This window comes from Micromonospora sp. NPDC047465 (genome assembly GCF_040643125.1).
Taxonomy (GTDB): Bacteria; Actinomycetota; Actinomycetes; order Mycobacteriales; family Micromonosporaceae; genus Micromonospora.
On the sequence record NZ_JBEYTP010000023.1, the window covers coordinates 86206 to 103425 of the forward strand.

Here is a 17220-nt window from a genome sequence, read left to right on the forward strand (position 1 = left end):
GGGCTGATGTGCAGCACCCCCCGGGGCTCTGTATTCGCTGCGGTCAGCGCTTAGCCGATGAGCAGCAACCTATTCGGCGAACCGGCGCCGGGGTTGGTCACCACGTTCTGGGTGGCGTTCATCGACCTGGTCCACGACGGGCGCACCTACGCCAACCTGTTCCTCCTGCTGCGGCGGTGGATCGCCGAGGAGAAGCGCCGTGGGCGGTGACACGCACCAAGCTGCGGTTCGTTGGCATCACCGTCCGGACCAAGACCAGCCCGAACACGTGGCGCTGGTACCAGGCCGCCCCATGGGCGGCGCACCTGCCGCGTAGCGCCCTGATCGGGATCTCCCTGGACGGCAGCGTGTGGAGCTACCTGGGCGACCAGCAGGCCAAGACCACCCGGCCGTTCCCCGTCGCGCGATGGCTCGACCAGGACGCCAGCCGACCGGCCCGCGATTCGAAAGCGTTGGCAGGCCTGGCCGAAGCGGTCGCGGTGGTCGCGCACGGCCGCTCCGCCGAGGGACGCGCCGGACTGGTCGCCGCGATCACCGCGGAGGCGACCACGCGCGAGGTATGGCTGCGGTCCCTGGTCATCGAACTTCGCCGGCCAGCATCCGTCTATCAGCAGGGGCGGTGAAGCGATGGGACTGTTGCCGGACCGGAAGCTGGAGATGTCCTCGGTGGTGGCCAACTGCGCGATGAACCGGGAACGGACCCTGACCGGCTCCAACGGATACGGCCGCGAGCTGGGCATGGACCTGCTCACCGAACTACGCGGCCGGACCGCGGGCTCGACGGGCCCGGTGCGCTGGCTGGACCTGTGCTGCGGCTCGGGAAGGGCGTTGACCGAGGCCGCCAAACAACTCAGCACGCTCGGTCTTGCCGACCGGGTCGAGATCGTCGGCGTCGATCTCGTTGACTACTTCGCCGCCGCACCGCATCCCGCCGTGCAGCTCGTCACCGCATCAGTGACCGCCTGGACTCCGCCGGCCGGACACCGCTTCGACGTGATCACCTGCGTTCACGGCCTGCACTACGTCGGCGACAAGCTGTCCGTCCTGTCCCGCGTCCCGTCCTGGCTGACCGCCGACGGCATCTTCGCCGCGAACCTCGACACCGCCGGCATCCGACGGGCCGACGGAAACGCCATGGGTAGGCCACTCACCGCGGCTCTGCGCCGCGCAGGCTTCACCTACGACACCCGCAACCGGCGGATCACCTACCGCAGCGGCGGCAACCCGGTGAACCTCCCGTTCACCTACCTCGGCGCCGACGACACCGCCGGCCCAAACTACACCGGCCAACCCACCGTCAACTCCCACTACACGCCAACAGAATCACCGTCCCTCGATGAGGCCGCTGGCAAGGGACAGGGCGAGGAGTCCGTCGTCGTGCCCGATCATCAGCACGTCACCAGCGCTGAGCAGGCAGCGCGGTCGGATGTCGAGTGGCACGAGTGCAACGCTGCCACGCAGCGGCTCCCACACCCGTAGGTTGCGGTCCGCCCGGCTCGCTGTCACCACGGCGATGCCGTCGCCGGCCGCCGGTAGAGCGACGATGCCGACCACGTCGCGGTGGGCCAGGTCGGGCGGCAACGGGTCGCCCAGCCGCACGCCGAAGGTCTCCCAGATCGATACCGCGCCGTTGCGGTCGGCCAGCAGGACCGGCTTGCGATACCCGAGCCGTTCAGGTGACACGGCAACGCCGATGAGGCGCTGGTGGCCGATCGCGACGAGCTTGCGCGAGTCGGGTGCCATCGTCGAACGGTCGCCGTGAACGGCTGTCGACCCCCACACGTCGACGGTGCAGTCGCCGTACACAGTGACGACGTCGGTGCCGCTCCACGGCGGCTGATTCACGAAGTCGACTGCCGTCATTGCGGCCACGGGCCGGCCGGCACGGTGGAACAGCTCGATCAGCGGCTCGCGGGTCACCGGGTCCCACAGCCGGACCGCGCCGTCGGTGTCGCCGACGGCGAGCACGGTACGGCCGTCGCGGATTTTAGCCAGCCAGTCGACGGTTCCCGGATGCGGGTCGGGCGGCATGAAGATTGGGGCGAGCGACCCGATCTGTGTCGTGCCGGCGGCCACCGGACCGTCCAGTGGTCGACCGGTCGAGGCATCCCACCAACGCAGAGTGCCGCCGTCGCCAGCTACGACGATGACGGCACGGCCGTCGGGCAACGCGACCGACGCCACCGCCACGGCCGGGCCGTCGAGTAGCGGCCCGATCGGCGACCCGGAAACGACGTCCCACAACCTGGCCGCATCGCTGCCAGCCGCCGCGACGACTGACGGTCGGCCCGCCACCAGCGTCAGCGCATCGACCGGGCCGGCATCGGAGCGCCACATCGTACGCGCCGCGACCTGCGCCCTGAGCAGTTTCCGACCGGGGGGCGCCCGGAACCCTGCGACCCCGTCGGCGATCGTCGCCGACGAGACACCCCCGCAGGACTGCGGCCCGTCGACCTCGTCGTTCCGGTCCACCGTAAACAGCACACCCTGCGCGTTCGCGTACCGGCTCTGCGCATCGTCGGCGACGTCGACCGGCTCGGCGTCATTCGCATCGCTCATGACGTCGGCGATCGCCCACACCACGCCGCAGTCCAGGCAACGCACATGCCCGGCCAGCCGGGCGAGCGTCCGCGCCCATGGCGCGGCGTCGGCCGACCTGGTCGCCACCATCGCGGCAACCAGGCACCAGACCGCGCTCGGCGACGCCTGCAACGGCACACCTGCAACGGCGAGTCGCCGGGCGGTCTCGAAGAAGCCAGTCCAGCCCGAGCCCAGAACCTGGTCGTGGTGTGCCCGTTCGATCGCGTCCGCCACCGCCTGCCACGGCCCGGCTGTGTCGGATTCCGAGGCGACCGTCGGCGCAGCGCAAGGTGGCGCCAACGGGTCGGCGAAACCGTCCACCTCGTACTCGGCGTCGCATTTGGGGCAGACCACCCGCACGTACCCGGAACTCGGTGAGGGAAACTCCCACATCGCGCGGCCGACCCGGTGGCCGGCGAGCGCGACACAGGCCAGCGCGTAGTAACTGCTGTCGTCGGGGGTCATTTCGGTGTCGGTCAGGAAGTCCCGCACCGCCAGCGTTTCCGCAACGCGCAGTGCGGCGGTAAGGCCCTCCTGCAGGCCCGGCGCGGGCGGAGACGGGAAACGGTCCGCTCCCGCCGTGACCAGGAACCCGATCTCGATCCACAGACCACGTCGCGACGCCGCGGGCAGGTGCGGCGCGACGTCGACCAGGTACGGGATCACGGCCGCGGACACCCCATAGACGGAACCCTGGTGCAGGATCTCGTCGCGCAGATCGCTCCACGCCTCCCCGAGCTGCCGGGTGGCGACGATCTCCCGGAGCCGGACGATCGCGTTTTCCGTTGAGTAGCAGGCCGACAGTTGATTCCAGAGCGGGCTGTCCAGCGGCAGCTTGTCGACCATCACCACACGAGCGTACGGGCCGCCGGACGGTCGGGCGCCTCATCCTGCCATCGGGTTACCGCATGCCACGGACCGTCTGCTACACCCGCGACGTCGACCTCGAGCACACTCCCATACGCGAACCGCAGATCGTACGGACCGCCCAGATCGCGCAGAAGCCGCCACGCCTCCGGATCGGGCTGACCGTCGCGGAGCCGCACGTTCCAGCCCTCCCCATCGACGACCTCAACATGCACCGGATGGGTGATCGCCAACGAGGAGTCCATGACCCATTCCAGGACCGCAGCACCCTCGAACGCGAGGACAGCCTCATCGACGGCGTCGCCGGTCCGATCACCCACTGGCGTCCTCCGCTGTCGTGTTCAAGCTACCGACCCGGGCCAGTCGACGTCACCAGGGCGTCGACGTTTCCGGGCTGTACGTGGCAGAACGAGCAATCATCCGTCGGGGCGGGTACGCGCCAGCCAGGTCGCGAGCTTCTGGCTGGTGTCCTCGCCGAGCACCGTCGTCGCTCGAGCCGCCAACGCGACCAGTTCGGTGTGCTGCGTCGCGGTGACCGACAGCTGCGGTCGTGGGTTGCGGCACCAGGTCGTTCGTTCGACGCCTCGAGCGAGGCGGGTTACATCGGCTTTGCCACGTCCAGCCAGGCGAGGATCCGGGTCGAGGGCCAGCACCAGGGCGGCGCGCAACTCGACGCCGACACCGCGGCCACGCAGCAGCCGGTAGCCGGCCCGACGCAACTCCACCCGGCCATCCGCGAGCAGCTCCCACGGTAAGTCCGGCGGCACGGCACCGGCCAACGGCCGCAGCGCGGCGGTCACCTCTCGGACCACCGCCGGCGACGGATCCCGCAACAGCGAAACCAATTCCCCGACAACGACAGCATCCAGCATCCGCAGACCCCTGACCGTTTGGGCGCGAACCTTGGCCAGCGGGTGGCTCAGCAGCGGCCTCAGCAGCGGAGCATCCGCGGCCGAGCCGGACTCGGCGAGTCCGGCGATCGCCCCCAGGAGCGGCTCTGTGGCACTGACCGCGGTCCGGTACCGCTCCCGCGCGTCGATGCCGAGGCGGCGGGCCGCGTCCCGGGCCACCGCCCGCACAAGCGGCGCGTCATCGTCCAGGTGCACGGCAACGTCAGAGTCACGGCCGACCCGGACCAGCCCGGTCAACGCCACCACCCGCACCTCGGGCCGCCGCGACCCAGCTAAGCGGCGCAGGACATCGAGCCGGCGGGTCCAGACCGCCTCACGGCAGGCCGCCTCCGCCGCCCGGACCCGGATCCCCACATCCGGGTCAGTCTCGGCGTTGGTCACGTAGTCGGGCAGACGCAGCCATCCCTGCGACAGGGCGATGTCGAACACGAACCGCCGCTGCCGGCGGCCACCCGAGCCGAGCAGGCCGCGCCACACCTGCTCCCTCGTCGCCAACACCGCCGCCCGCACCTGGTTGACAGCGAAGCCAGCACGCAGGCGCGCCTGGAGACGCAGCGCCATCGGCAATACCGACGGCAGGTAGACAGCGGGGTCGTCGGCGAGCAGCACCGCGAGCCCGGCCCGCGCCTGATCCCGCACCGGCTTGGCCCAGTCAGCGGTACGCAGCACCAGGAACGGCATTATCTCCGTGCACGGACGGCTGACCATTGCCGCGACCGCACGCTTGCGGATCCGCCCGTCACCATGCATGCTCGCCAACGCCGTCGCCGCTGGCCCCGACGACGCACCCGTGAACCACGTCGCGGCTTGCCGTAACGCGGGCTCGCGGTAGTGGCCGTGCCACGGCGCTGACCGCGCGTGCTCATCAAGCCGAACCACCAACTGCGGCATACCAGCCACCAGCGCCAATGCCGACCGCGCCACCACCTCATCCCCTGCGGCGTCGACCTCGAGCAGCACCTCGACCAGACAGTTCAACGCGTCCCACTGGCCTACCCCAGCCTCGTCGACCGCGATCCGCGCCGCCCCAAGCAGCCCGCTCTCCCCCACCGTCGAAGTCGGGAGGACCGGACCGTCGCGTCTGCCCCAGATCACCCCGACATCCTGCCTCAGCCGATGAACCCGACCGAACTCGATTTCCGGGCTTGGCGGCGAGCCGCCTCGACACCCGGGTCCCGCCCCGCTCCCCGTCGGGTGGGTCAACGGCACACGGCATGGCAATTCACTGGCGCTCGATTGAACTACGGGGGGACGGGGGAAGGGTGGTCTGAGGTCACCACGCCTGCAGCGCGGGGCCGTGATCATCCGGTCGTCGAGACCTCTCCGCCGATTCCGGTCTCGTTGCCGTCGCTGTCGTGGAAGACGTACTTCCAGACCGAGTCGTGCTTCTCAACGTCGACCGGCTCCAGGCCCTGTCCGGAGATCCTCGCAACCTCGGCGACTGGGTCGTCGACCCAAATCATGCTGACAGCTCCGCCGGCCCGGTCGGGATCCTGGATGATGTACACGTACCGATCCTCGGCCAACTGCCAGACCGCCTCGATCTCGTTCGGATAGAAGGCCGGTTCAGCACCGAGCAGCCGCTTGTACCACTCCAGGGCTTTGTCATAGTCGCGCACCGGGATGCCCGCAAACACTCCTACCGCCATGTTTGTCTCCTCAGTCGATGTCGAGCCCGACCGGCGCCGGGCCCTGAAGGACAGACCGGACCTGGCAGCGAAACCTAACCGGGCTCGACCCGCTCGCCTTCGGACGGGTCCCGCGCCCAGGCTACCCCTCGCAGTGGCGGTGTGCGCGGTGCTGGCCGGCGCAGTCACGTTCGCCGCGATCGCGGACTGGGCACGGGATCTGGACCGGACCATCGGATACCACCACAGCAACGGTGAACCCCAACATCGCCAGAGCCACCAGACGCGCCAACGCCGACCCAACGACCTCATCGACACCGCGACCAGGAGCAATCCGAATACGCAATGCCCCTGATGTCGCTGCGGAGGCGTGGGAGGAGCTGATCGCGGACAACATTCGAGCATTCGGCACCCCTGCGCCGCAGGCACTCATTGCCATGCCCAACTGGCTATGTGGCTCGCGAGCGAGGATGACGCAGTCGACCCACTGGGTCCTCTTCCGAATCGAGGAGGTGGCGGCCACCCGGTCGGACGAGTTCGACGGCCGCCTCCGCCTGGTCGACGCTCCCGCCGACGTCCCGGTGTACGACAGCTCACTCGCGCGGCTGCTCGACGCCGCCCTCGACTCCGATGGCGACATCACCCACCTCGAAACCGGCCGGCTCGATCAACTGGACCGACCCACCGGCTAATCCATGTTCGACTGGCGAGAGCTGTGGCCCTACACGGCAGTGACGTTCCGAACCACGCGAGCCGGCTACGACATAGAGATGCACATCGAGCCAAGGATTCGGCGTCGTTCGGCTACGGTTGCGGACCGTTCTCGACGGATCCGAGCTGCTCGACCTGGATCTGCGTGGCGTTCAAGGTATCGGAGCCGAACAGATCCCTGGTTACGAACTGCTACGGGTCGACTGCCCGGACGACTCGCCGGCCTCCGGCCTGTGGCTACGGATGAGGACCGACGTCGCACCGCACTGGTCGTACGGCCCGGCAAGTTGACGTGGCTGCTCGGAGAGCGGCACGGGCGGATGCTCGCCGCCCTGCCGGTGAGAGCAGCAACCGGCCACTCTGGTACGAACGCCAAGTGGCCTACTTCGAGGACCTGAGCGCCTACAGCTACAGCGACGTCGACACCATCGAGATGGACTGGGGATGGCTTCGGTTCCAGCCCGGATACGACCGGATCAACGTCGGATGGCTCGATGCCTCGCACGCGTTCGAGGAAGGAACCACCCCGAACTGGTTCGCCGACGCGCTGCTCGACATCATCGCGGCACCCCCTATCAACACAATGCGTGGATATCACCGGTGCCCCTTCTGCCCGAAACCGCAGGAGGATTCGATGCTCTCTGTGGACCATTCGAGCGGTGCCGTCTTGCTGGGTCACACCGAGATCAGGGTGCCGTCGGGGCGGGGCGTGATGTTCGCCGCGCCCTCGCTCATCTGGCACTACGTCACCGCCCATTCCTACCGGCCGCCGGCGGAGTTCATCGAGGCCGTGGAGCAGTACGACCACCGCTGGACTGCGGAACCAAGCCCGTGGATACCCCACGACGCACAGCGCATCACGTTCGACTGAGCCGCAGGCGCGCGTGACGTCGCGCTCATCGCGCAAGACCAGGGCGAGCGTGCAGGTCCAAGGAATCGGATTGCCCGTCGTAGACTCCGCGCTCGTGGAAGATCCGTTTGTGCTCGGCGAGGTCACCTGTCCGTCCGGCGAGCTCATCCTGATGGACGGCGGCTACCTCGGGATATGGTCGGGCGACCGCTCCCCGGAGGAGACTCGTGGACCGGATGCCGTCGCGGCGGTTGATTTCGAAGTCGTTGGTCGCGACGCGGAGACCGCGGCCAGGTCGTTCGACCGCCAATCAGGCCTTTACCTCTACGACATGCCGCAGCACGGGGTACAGCAGATCGTCGCCATGTTCGGTGAGCACTACCGAGAACGTTGCCTCGAGGCATCCCTGCGGCCCTACACCCGCCAGGTCCCGCACCGAGACCGGACCCGGCGGGCGGTGACCGCCGGGGATCCTGACTTCCTCATCACCGGCGTTCCGGTGGTTCCAGTGGGGAATGTGCCATCCGACCGCCCGCTGCAGGTCACCGCAAGCCGGGGAGAGTGGGGGTGGCAACAGATCCGTATCGAACTCGGAAAGGCCACCGTCGGGAGCTCACGCCGGCTAGGCAATATCTACGTAGATTATGCCCGGTTTGTGCTTGCGGACGCGGACGCTCTCTCATCCTGGGTACACGACGATTCCATCGACGGTCTCGCCGACGTGGCCTTCTGGGGCAGGGACGAGGAACTGATCGCCGCCGAGTTCGGCGCATCACGCACCGGCGCACCTGGAGACGATCACTACGGCTGGCTCGACCTGCCGATCCGGCAGGCATACGAGCGGGCCGTCGCGCTGAACAAGCGGCGAAGGGTCGAACCCCGCGCCATGTTCGCCTTCGACTTCCGCCCCCACTCCCACCACTGGCAGGTGATGGCAGGTATGCGCGCCTCCGAGCACGAGGCGGCCACCATCACGGTCGGCAGCGCCGAAATCATGATGGCCATGACATCAGTTGGCGACGGCGCCTTCCCGGTGCACCTTGACCTGGACGCGTCAGGCATCCCGACCGCCGTTCGCATCACCGTCGAAGAGTAAGGACTGAACACGGTCGCCTCACCACGTCGCCGCCGCCGGCGTCGTGGCGGTCACGATGATCCTGCTGGGCTGGTAATGCTGTTGGCCCAGAACGAGCGCAACGTCGCGGTGACCGACGGGATGACCGGTACAGAGTTCGAGCACAACTCAACAACCTATGGCGCCGCCGAGCGACATTCGGGGATGATGCGTACTTGTAGAAGCGGGCTCGCTGCACCTCGAGGCGGCCTGCTCCGTCATGGATGACGCACTACCCGGGGTGCCCATCGTCGTTGGTGTCGAACGACTGCGTAGTGAACTTCGAGAGGAACAAGCAATACCGCCCGTCCGGTAGGTACACCACCGTGCCGCCGTCCTGCCACGTGCCGTTCTCGGCGTACCACTGGCTGCCCAACGGGTCGCCCTGGTTCTGGTGAATGTTGTGCATGCCCAGCCCGGCGGTGAATGGCTCGCCAAAGATCGCGATCCGGGCACCGATCGTGAGAATCGACTCCAGCGCCGTGGCCGCCTCTAGATTCGACCCGGTGCGCCAGGCTCGAACACCCGAGAGCCGCCCCAGAGAAGTCTGTACGGGACGAAACACCAAGCTGGAGATGCAGCCTGCACGGGTCCTCAGGGCGGGATGGCGCATGTAGTCCAGCGCCCCGGAGGTGGGCGTCGTGGCGAGTGGGTGGTAGCCAGCAGAAAGATCGTAGAGCGCTGGAAGCTGTGCCCGGTCGAGTGTTAGCACCCGCCACTGCACGCCGGTCACCGACTGCTTGCTGTCCACGTCTACCGCGCACCGATACCGGCCCGCCGGTGCAGTCACCTGAAGGTTGACGTGAAACCATCGCCCCTGATCGTCCGGGGTGTCCCGGTGATGCGATTCCAGCGTCCCGACGAACACACCGTAGTTACCGAGCGCCATCACAGCAGTATCGGCTGCCAGGCGATCCAGCGTGGCTGAACGCGTCGCGGCTGGGCCACATACCCGCGCGGCGGTTGTCGCGCAGGATTTTGAAGCACTTAACGTGGGCCGGGCTCTGGGCGGAGCCCCGAGGTCTTCACGTGGTGGGGCTGGGCCGACAGCGAGCGGCGAGCCAACCCCACCGGCTCGCGCCCGCTGCGCCGTGCGGATCCGGCCTACCGCCCGGCGGCCGTCAGCTCGTCGACGCCAAGGAGGTCCCCGACGATCTGCCGCACCGGCTCGTGATGCCGCCGCGTCATGTGCACGTAGACGTTCATACTCGTGGTCACGCTGGCGTGCCCGGCCATCGTCCGTAGCGCCGCAAGGCCTGGATTGTCCACCCGGCGCCGCACAGCATTCCGCTGAGGCCGCCCTATTCTGGTCGCTCTTACGCCCCTGTGGTGGTGTCGAACCGAATGCCGCTGGAGCCTTCGCCGCGGCCCGGGCCTTTGCGGCGTGCCCGCCACAGGTGACTCCGGCCATCCGCAGACCGACCCAATGTCCACAGTCGGGTCAGCCTCACCCCTGTCCGTGGCACCTCCTCGTCATAGATTTCCAATGGGGTACCAGGCTCCAGGAGTCTTCCGCGCGGTGGGATGGCGGCGCCGCCGACTGGTTCACGCATGGCGCCCCGCGCCAGCCATCGCCCGGTGACGCTACCGGTCCCGTCGCGGTCGAACCTGGGCAGCAGCGGAACCCAGTTGCGGGGTACCGGCGTCTGCAGCAGGTACCGCCGAAGGCCGTCGCCGTCGGGGCCTTGTCGCCCCGCCCGCCGGGTCACCTCGTCCTCGTGCAGATCCAGGGGGCGGCCGGTACGGCTCTGGACGGTCTTCTCCACCGCCCAGGCCATGTTCGCCATCTCGTCGCGTAGCAGCAGGACATCCTCCAGCGGACGGGATTCCTGGGTTGTCGGCAGCGCGTCGAGCAGCAGCATGGCATTGCCGGCGTCCGCTGCGCCGTCGTCGCTCGCGAGCTCGAACATCCGCCAATCGGTGCCGGCTCCGTCGCCGAACGGGCTGATCGTGATCGATACCCCGAACGCGTCGGTCACGGTCACCGACGTCAGTTCACACAGTGTCCCCACGGCCACTGCGTCCAGGGGCACAGTGAACCAGTCGTTGCCATACACGGTGGCGAACTCGACGAGGACGAGAGTCAGCAGGTCGCTCGGCGCGGCCGCGATCGAGCCGAAGTCCACGCGGCCGTCTTCCAGTTCCCACCATCGAGGCATCGGCATTCCGGGATAGCTGACCGGATTCGGTATGGCTACGCGGGTGAATTCCTCTGGTTCCCGCCCCGCTGCAGGTGCGCCCAGGGATGTCGCGGGTGTGGGGATTCGTCGCGAGAAGGAATACCAGTCGAGGTGCCCACCGTCGTGTTCTGGTGCGGTCAGCAGCAGATCGCCGGAGCCCGCGGCGAATGCGTACTCCATGCGCTGCCGGTCCCAGGCGGAGGTGTCCGCCACGGGTTCGCTGAACAGCTCGGCGCACCAGGCGTACCACTGCCGTACGGCGGTGAGGACGGCGGCGCGGTCGTTACCGTTGATCGGCGGCTGGTTCGGCAGGGTCGGGTTCGCGCCCAGCGCACCCTGGTAGGCGGCATAGATCCGTCCACCGTCGGGCGCTCGACCGGCGGTGACGGCGAGAAAGCGGCGGCTGCGCGTGTCCAGTGCCGCCGGGTCGGCCGGTGGCTGCAGCGGGAAGGCGCGAAGGAACCGGGCGCGATAGTCGTCGCTCTTGCGCGCGTCACGTAGGTTCGCGGTGATTAGACGCAGCAGGTGCAGACCCGCCTCAGCGGCCAGCCGCAGGTCGTCGAACGGGGCGGAGGCGGACCCCGTCGGGGGGATGACCCGCTCGCGTTCCACGACGGCTTCCAGGGGTACACCCGCTGGTGCGTCGTCGGGCTGGCCGTTGGCGGGCCGCCAGCGGGCCAAGGGGGTCGAGATGCCCTCCACCCGCACCGCGACCGGGGAGCCGGCGTCGCTACCGCGCAGTTCCCTCATCTGCCATTGCCTACCGAGCAGCCACAGGGCGTCGTACACCTGCGCTTGCAGCCCGAGCTGCAGCCCCTGTTGCAGGTCAGAGGTTCGGGCGTGCGGCTCGAGCCGGGTCCAGGAGGTGATCGAGGCACGGCTTTCGATCAGGATGCGGCTGGGTTGGTTCGGGAGGCTTGGTCCCCATTCGCTGGTGACGATGACGTCGCGGGAACCAGTGGTGCGCAGACCGTGCAGGTCGGGCAGTTCCGCCCGGATCTCGGTGTCGGTCCAGGACAGGATCGTCGGGGCGGTGGCGTGTGGCGGTCGGGGATCAGGCGTGGCGTAGACGGCGACCAGGTCGAGGCTGCCGGCGTCGGCAGTTCCGAACGCCCGACCCTGCACCGTGATCGTGGCGCCAGGTGCCGGGATGGACGGAACCACGCCGGTCACCTGGGGCAGTTCGCCGAGCAGGAAGGAGGCTGGTTCGGTACGCCCCCACGGGGTGGTCATCACCAGGGGGCGCTCACCGGCGCCGTCGAGTGCGTCGAGGGCGGGCACCCGCACGGTCACCGACGTCGGCGTCCACGCCTCGATGGGCGCCGGCACGTCTCGGGGGCCCGGCGCCCGGAACACGACCGCCGAGCCTGCGCTGCGCCGGCCGAAGCGTTCGCCGGTGACGGTGATGGTGGTGTGCTCGAGTCCGCGTGCCGGGTCGACGGTGGTGATCGCCGGTGGAGCCGTCTCCTCGATGAGAAACGGTGCGGGAGCGCTGTCGCCGGTGTCGGTGTGCACGACGACCTCGAGGGGTCCGCCGGATCCGAACGACACCAGCGACGGGACGCGGACGACGATGCTGGTGGCGGACCAGCTGTCGACCGTTGCGATCACCGGCGCGGCGGTGTCGCCGGGGACGCGGAACCGTACGGCTGAGGCTTCCGTACGGTCGCCGAACGCGGCCCCGGCCAGGGTGAGTGGAGCCCCGGCCGGTGCCGAGGCCGGGGTGACGGTGTCCAGCCGCGGCGCGTCAGGCATGTTGTGGTCCCTTTCAGGCATCGTGCGGGTGAGCGGATGGGAGGTTGCCGAGGCTCGACGCGCGGTCAGGCCAGCGGCACTCCCCTGCCGGCCAGGAAGTCGGTGGCAACGGTGACCCCCTTGCCGTTGTAGGCCAGGTATGTCGCCGGCAGGAACTGGCCCACGTCCTGCAGCGAGTCCAGGTCGACCATCCGCAGCTTCGCCAGGTCGAGGGTGTCGTCGACCGTCGCGCCCAGGGTCTGCAAGGTCCACTCCTCGCCGGGCCGCGGCGGCACGGCGACGACGATCGCCTGCGGGGGCGTGGCGTTGGGCTGGTCGTAGTGCAGCGCCAGACCGGTGGTCTTCGCCCGCGCGGGCAGCACCTCGCTGTACTGCTCGATGATCAGACCGGTCATCGTCGTGGCCGGTCGCAGCTTGCCGGCGGGTAGCAGCGCCACGAGCGAGACCCGCCCCGCCGGTGGTGTGCTGCCGAACGGCAGGCCCAGCCAGCGGTCTCCCGGCGTGGCGGGAAGCTGGGCGACCGCGAAGGCGAGCGGGTCGACGCCGCCGAGCGCGTCGGCGTAGAGCATCAGATCGCCCAGACGCTGGGCACCGTCTCGAACCCTGGCGAGTTGCTGGAACCAGCGGGTGGCGGCGAACGGGTCGCCCGCCAGCAGCGTCTCGGTGGTGGGGAACCCGACGTCGACCTGGGCCGGGTGTCCGGCTGGCGGCGCGGTGTAGCGGGGCAGGGCCCGGAAGTCGCTGCCGAGAACCGCACGCAGCCGGGCGAGCGCGTCGGCGACGCGGCCGGCTGTGTCGTCGGGTGCCGGTGTGGGCAACCCGTCGAGCTGGTTGAGCCGGCGGCGCACCTCCGTGGCGACGACCGCGGCCTGCGTCAGCAGATCCGCGCGGGCCGAGGGCGTGTCACCGGACGCGGACACCGGCACCGCGCCCGGCACGCCCAGCGCGCTGGCCGCCAGCAGCGCCGCCCGCATCGGCTCGCCGGCGGGCGCGGCCATCGCGCTGGCCAAGGCGGCCTCCGCGGTGTGCAACGCGGCCACGGCCGCGTCGGCTCGGGCCCGGACCTCGGCGAGATCGACGACGGCGGTGCCGGGCACCTCGGGCAGGGACAGGTCGTCGGGGGTCATCGGACGCGCGCCGGCGATGGTTTCCCGCACCGCCTGGGCCAGTTCCATGAGTTCGAGCAAGCCGATCTTGTGGGGGAGCTCGGGTTGCCGGCTTGCCGTCACCTGGATCCTGGCGTCCGCCGATACGGTGGCGGGTCGCGTGCGAGCCGCGTCGTAGACGATGCGCTGCTCCAGTTCGGAGAGCTGGTGTTGTTCGGCGGCCACGGCGGCGTACACCACGTCCAGCGGGGACAGCGCCGGCACGAGCTGGTCGAGCCGGCGTTCCTCTTCGTCGAGGACCTCGCCGCTGGCGGGGTCGAGGTAACGCACGCGGTAGTGGACCCGCTTCGGGTCGCCGAGCAGCCGGCCGGCCCATGCGTCCAGCCGCGGCTCTGCGGCCGCTCGTCGGGCGTACCCGGCGTCGGGGGTCCAGCCCGGCGTGGCGGCGAGATCGCCGGGCAGCAGCACGGCGAGTCGGTGGGTGGCGGCGGTCCCGGAGTGCGGCGTGTAGATGGCTTCCAGTTCCGGCAGCGCACCATCGGGATGGGCGGCGGCGCGCAGGGCGGCGGCGGAACGGTCGGCGTTGCCCCGGCCCAGCTGGAACACGCCCTCGGTGAGAAGGATGTCGCCCAGGGCGTCCACGGCGTCGTCGATTTGCTCGAACACCGGCTGGAGGGCGTCGCTGGCCGGCCAGCCGGGGGCGGGGACGCGCCCGGCGGCCACCCACCGGCGGTGCAGGTCGAGGCCGTCGGCGACGTTGCGTGTCGCCACGGCCTCCGCGGCCGTTCCGGGCGGGACGGTGCCGGTGACCGGCAGCGGGGCCAGGGTCCGGAAGTCGTCGATGAATCGGGCCAGGCCCCTGTCCTGCAGCAGCCGTTCGAAACGGTAGCCGAGCAGGGCGCCGAGTTGTTGGCCGGCGCGGACCCCGTCGAGAAGCGACAGGGCTGCCCGTACCCGTTCGGATGACAGGTCGATCCCGAAGGGGTGGCGGTGGCCGCTGCCGTCGGGGTGGGAAAGGTAGCCGCTGGCGAGGATCGCCGCTGCGGTGGCGTGTGCCGGCGAGGGGGTGTGGACGTAGCCGACGCTGGTGCCGCCGTCGCTGCGGCGGATGTCCTCGACGATGCCGTACGCGCCCAGGTGCACTCCCCCGGCGCCGTGGTCGCCTCGGATCGTGTGCAGCCGGCGCTGCGCGAACGACGTGATCCAGGCGTCCAGGCGGTACGCGCACAGGTCGAGGGTCTCCGCGGCGACCTGTTCCAGGACGTGCACGGGCGCGCCGGCGAGCCTCCTGACCGCTGCCCGGACGGTGGCCAGCGGCGGTTGCGGGTCGGCGTCGAGCAGGTCACCTTTCGCGACGCCGGTCGTGGTGGTGGCGGTGAGCCGCTCCCAGACCATGCGGGGACGGGGTGCGGCGAGGTTGTCGTCGATCTCGTCGATGCCGTACATGCTCGGTTCGCCGCCGTGCCACGGTTCGGCCGGGTCGAGTTGCGCGGCGGCGAAGAGGTAGGCCACCAGCAGCGAGTGACGCAGCAGCAGGTACAGCAGGGGCCGCTCGTCCAGCGGGAACGCGTCCTGGCGCAGGTCCCGCCAGTGGGCCTCGGCCAGGAGGGTGAGCCAGTCGGTGCTCGGCGGCTGGGCCCGGTCGCCACCGGATTGCACCAGCGGGAAGGGCACCGGGAAGTAGCTCGCGGCGAACACCGTCTGCTCGAGGTTCGGCTGGGCGTCGGGCAGGCCGTGGGTGTCGAGGGCGGCGCGGGCCAGCGACGCCTGTTCGGTGCGCCACTGGGTGGACAGGCGGTTGCCGATGAACCGCCATGCGGCGTCGACGAAGGGCATGGCGAGTACGCTGCGGCCGCGGATGCTCACCGAGGTGGGCTGCATCGACAGCACCGTGAGCAGTGGGTTCTCGCTGGATGTTTCGCCGGGCGGCTGGTCGCCGATGCGGGGCACCGACGCCGCGGAGGCTCGCCAGACCGGACGCAGCGAGTCGCGCAGGAACGTGGCGAGGGTGGCGACGGGGCGCTCCTCGTCGCCTGGTGCCCACTGGTCCAGTGGCAGGACCGGCAGCACGCCGTACGGCTGCTCGCCGATGCGCAGCACCGCCTGGGGGCCGGCGCCGCGCACCCAGTCGGTGAAGTGCTCGCGCACGGGTTCGACGGCGTCGGGTGGGACGACCGGCGCGAACATGTGCGCCAGGAAGTAGCCCAGGGTCGCCGGCCACAGGGCGGTGTTCATGTCGTGGCGGGCACGACGCAGGGCGGCGCCGTCGTCGGCGGACGGTGTCGCGGCGAGCACTTCGACGTCGTCCGCGGCGAGTCCGAGGGTCCACGCGGTGGCGGCGGCGTTGCCGAGATCCGCCACCGGTGTCTGGGTGTCCGGTGGGCGGGGGGCGCCGGCGGGGCCGGTGCCGGCGTCGGGGGTGAGGTTCGTCGGGGTGCCGTCGTTGAGGAAACCGATGCCTCGGGTGTACCGGTGGGCGGCGAGGGTGTCGGCGAGTTCACGGGCGCCCTGCTCGGGGGTGAGTGACGTTTCGGCGCCCACGACGACGAGTCGGGCGATCCGCTGCGGTGGCGGGTCGGGCAGCCGCAGCTTCATCGCCATGCCGCAGGCATGGGCCTCCTCGAAGTCCACCATCCAGCGCATTCCCGGGTCGCGGCTGGGGTCGCTGGCGGTGGCGGCCAGGTCCGGACCGATGGGCAGTTCGAACGGAATCGGCTGGCCGTGCTGCTGCGCGATGACGTTGCCCACGTCGTCGTATGCCGTCGCGTACAGCCGTCGGGGCAGGAGTCGGGTGCGGGCCGCCCGTGCCCACGGGCTGTTTCGCACCACGACCGTCCCGGACAGGGTGGCTCGCACGATCCATTCGGCGCGCGGCGCGCCGAAGCGGGTGGTCAGGTCCAGCCAGATGTCGTCGCGGTCGCCGGCGGCGTCGCGGTAGCGGCGTCCGAGTTCGGCCTCCTCCGCGGTGAGCCGTTCGTCGTGGCTGTTCACGTGCACGGTGTCGGGCAGGACCCGTACCCACAGTTCCTGCCCGTCGGCCATGAACCGGGTCTGCACGCCCAGCGGCAGCAGCGCCACCGGCGCGGCGGAGAGCCGCAGGGTGTCCTCCAGCATCACGCTAATCGCGGTGCTCGTGCCGATGCTGGTGCGTACCCTCACCTGCTTGGGCCCTGGGGCGCCGGTGGCGTCGGGGAACGCGAACCGGATCTGCCCGTCGGTCCAGGTGATGATCCGTGCCGGCAGCGTCGGGCCGCTGTCGGTGCTGACGAGCACGGCCGCCGCGGTGTCGGTGCCGGAGCCGAATCCGGTTCCGGTGGCGATGAGATGGTCGCCGGGCAGTGCCCGGGCGGGGTCGGTGGGACGGGCCGGCGCGCTGATCCCGGTGAGCGCCGGCGGTGGCGACGGCGTGGGTTTGGGTGCCGGCGTCGGCTTCTGCGGCGGCCTGGTCACGGTGTCCTCGGCTTCTGCTGGCGGGCGTCGGCGGGCCGGGTCTCCCAGGAGTTGGCTGCCCCGGTGAG

At 70.1% G+C, this 17220-nt stretch carries 12 protein-coding genes; 6 read left to right on the forward strand and 6 right to left on the reverse strand.

The genetic code is table 11. From position 1 onward, the window contains the following. Positions 1–57 precede the first annotated feature (57 nt). Genes ABZ793_RS21210 through ABZ793_RS21220 form a run of 3 tightly spaced genes read left to right on the forward strand, consistent with a single transcriptional unit; the run spans position 58 to position 1479 of the window. The gene (locus tag ABZ793_RS21210) at positions 58–210 is read left to right on the forward strand and encodes a hypothetical protein (RefSeq protein ID WP_357459824.1); all 153 of its coding nucleotides are present in this window, start codon (positions 58–60) and stop codon (positions 208–210) included. Continuing rightward, the gene (locus ABZ793_RS21215; RefSeq protein ID WP_357459827.1) at positions 207–623 is read left to right on the forward strand and encodes a hypothetical protein; all 417 of its coding nucleotides are present in this window, start codon (positions 207–209) and stop codon (positions 621–623) included. Before ABZ793_RS21210 ends, ABZ793_RS21215 begins: the two co-directional genes overlap by 4 nt. Positions 624–627: 4 nt before the next feature. Continuing rightward, on the forward strand, positions 628–1479 hold the full coding sequence (locus ABZ793_RS21220; RefSeq protein WP_357459829.1) for a class I SAM-dependent methyltransferase: 852 nt from the start codon (positions 628–630) through the stop codon (positions 1477–1479). Between the two features lie 1946 nt (positions 1480–3425). Here ABZ793_RS21220 and ABZ793_RS21225 read toward each other — a convergent pair. The 3 genes from ABZ793_RS21225 to ABZ793_RS21235 form a co-directional block, all read right to left on the reverse strand. Beyond that, positions 3426–3767 carry a hypothetical protein gene (locus tag ABZ793_RS21225; protein ID WP_357459832.1) on the reverse strand — a complete coding sequence of 114 codons (342 nt, stop codon included), beginning with the start codon at positions 3765–3767 and terminating at the stop codon, positions 3426–3428. A 96-nt stretch (positions 3768–3863) separates the two neighbouring features. Next, complete coding sequence (locus ABZ793_RS21230; protein ID WP_357459835.1) at positions 3864–5453, reverse strand: hypothetical protein; 1590 nt, start codon at positions 5451–5453, stop codon at positions 3864–3866. Positions 5454–5659: 206 nt separating this feature from the next. Continuing rightward, positions 5660–6007, reverse strand: coding sequence for a VOC family protein (locus ABZ793_RS21235; RefSeq protein ID WP_357459837.1), 348 nt, complete (start codon positions 6005–6007; stop codon positions 5660–5662). 449 nt (positions 6008–6456) lie between these two features. Between ABZ793_RS21235 and ABZ793_RS21240 the strand changes: the two genes are divergently transcribed. From ABZ793_RS21240 to ABZ793_RS21250, 3 genes are all read left to right on the forward strand, one after another. Further along, positions 6457–6678 carry a hypothetical protein gene (locus ABZ793_RS21240; protein ID WP_357459839.1) on the forward strand — a complete coding sequence of 74 codons (222 nt, stop codon included), beginning with the start codon at positions 6457–6459 and terminating at the stop codon, positions 6676–6678. 395 nt (positions 6679–7073) lie between these two features. Beyond that, complete coding sequence (locus ABZ793_RS21245; protein WP_357459841.1) at positions 7074–7568, forward strand: hypothetical protein; 495 nt, start codon at positions 7074–7076, stop codon at positions 7566–7568. A gap of 94 nt (positions 7569–7662) precedes the next feature. Then, positions 7663–8643 carry a hypothetical protein gene (locus ABZ793_RS21250; RefSeq protein ID WP_357459843.1) on the forward strand — a complete coding sequence of 327 codons (981 nt, stop codon included), beginning with the start codon at positions 7663–7665 and terminating at the stop codon, positions 8641–8643. Between the two features lie 250 nt (positions 8644–8893). Here ABZ793_RS21250 and ABZ793_RS21255 read toward each other — a convergent pair whose 3' ends face one another. The 3 genes from ABZ793_RS21255 to ABZ793_RS21265 form a co-directional block, all read right to left on the reverse strand. Next, the gene (locus tag ABZ793_RS21255; protein WP_357459845.1) at positions 8894–9550 is read right to left on the reverse strand and encodes a DUF2278 family protein; all 657 of its coding nucleotides are present in this window, start codon (positions 9548–9550) and stop codon (positions 8894–8896) included. A 427-nt stretch (positions 9551–9977) separates the two neighbouring features. After that, on the reverse strand, positions 9978–12596 hold the full coding sequence (locus ABZ793_RS21260) for an IPT/TIG domain-containing protein (protein ID WP_357459847.1): 2619 nt from the start codon (positions 12594–12596) through the stop codon (positions 9978–9980). A gap of 65 nt (positions 12597–12661) precedes the next feature. Continuing rightward, entirely contained in the window at positions 12662–17152 is a 4491-nt protein-coding gene (locus ABZ793_RS21265; protein ID WP_357459849.1) for a hypothetical protein, read from the reverse strand. Positions 17153–17220: the final 68 nt, after the last annotated feature.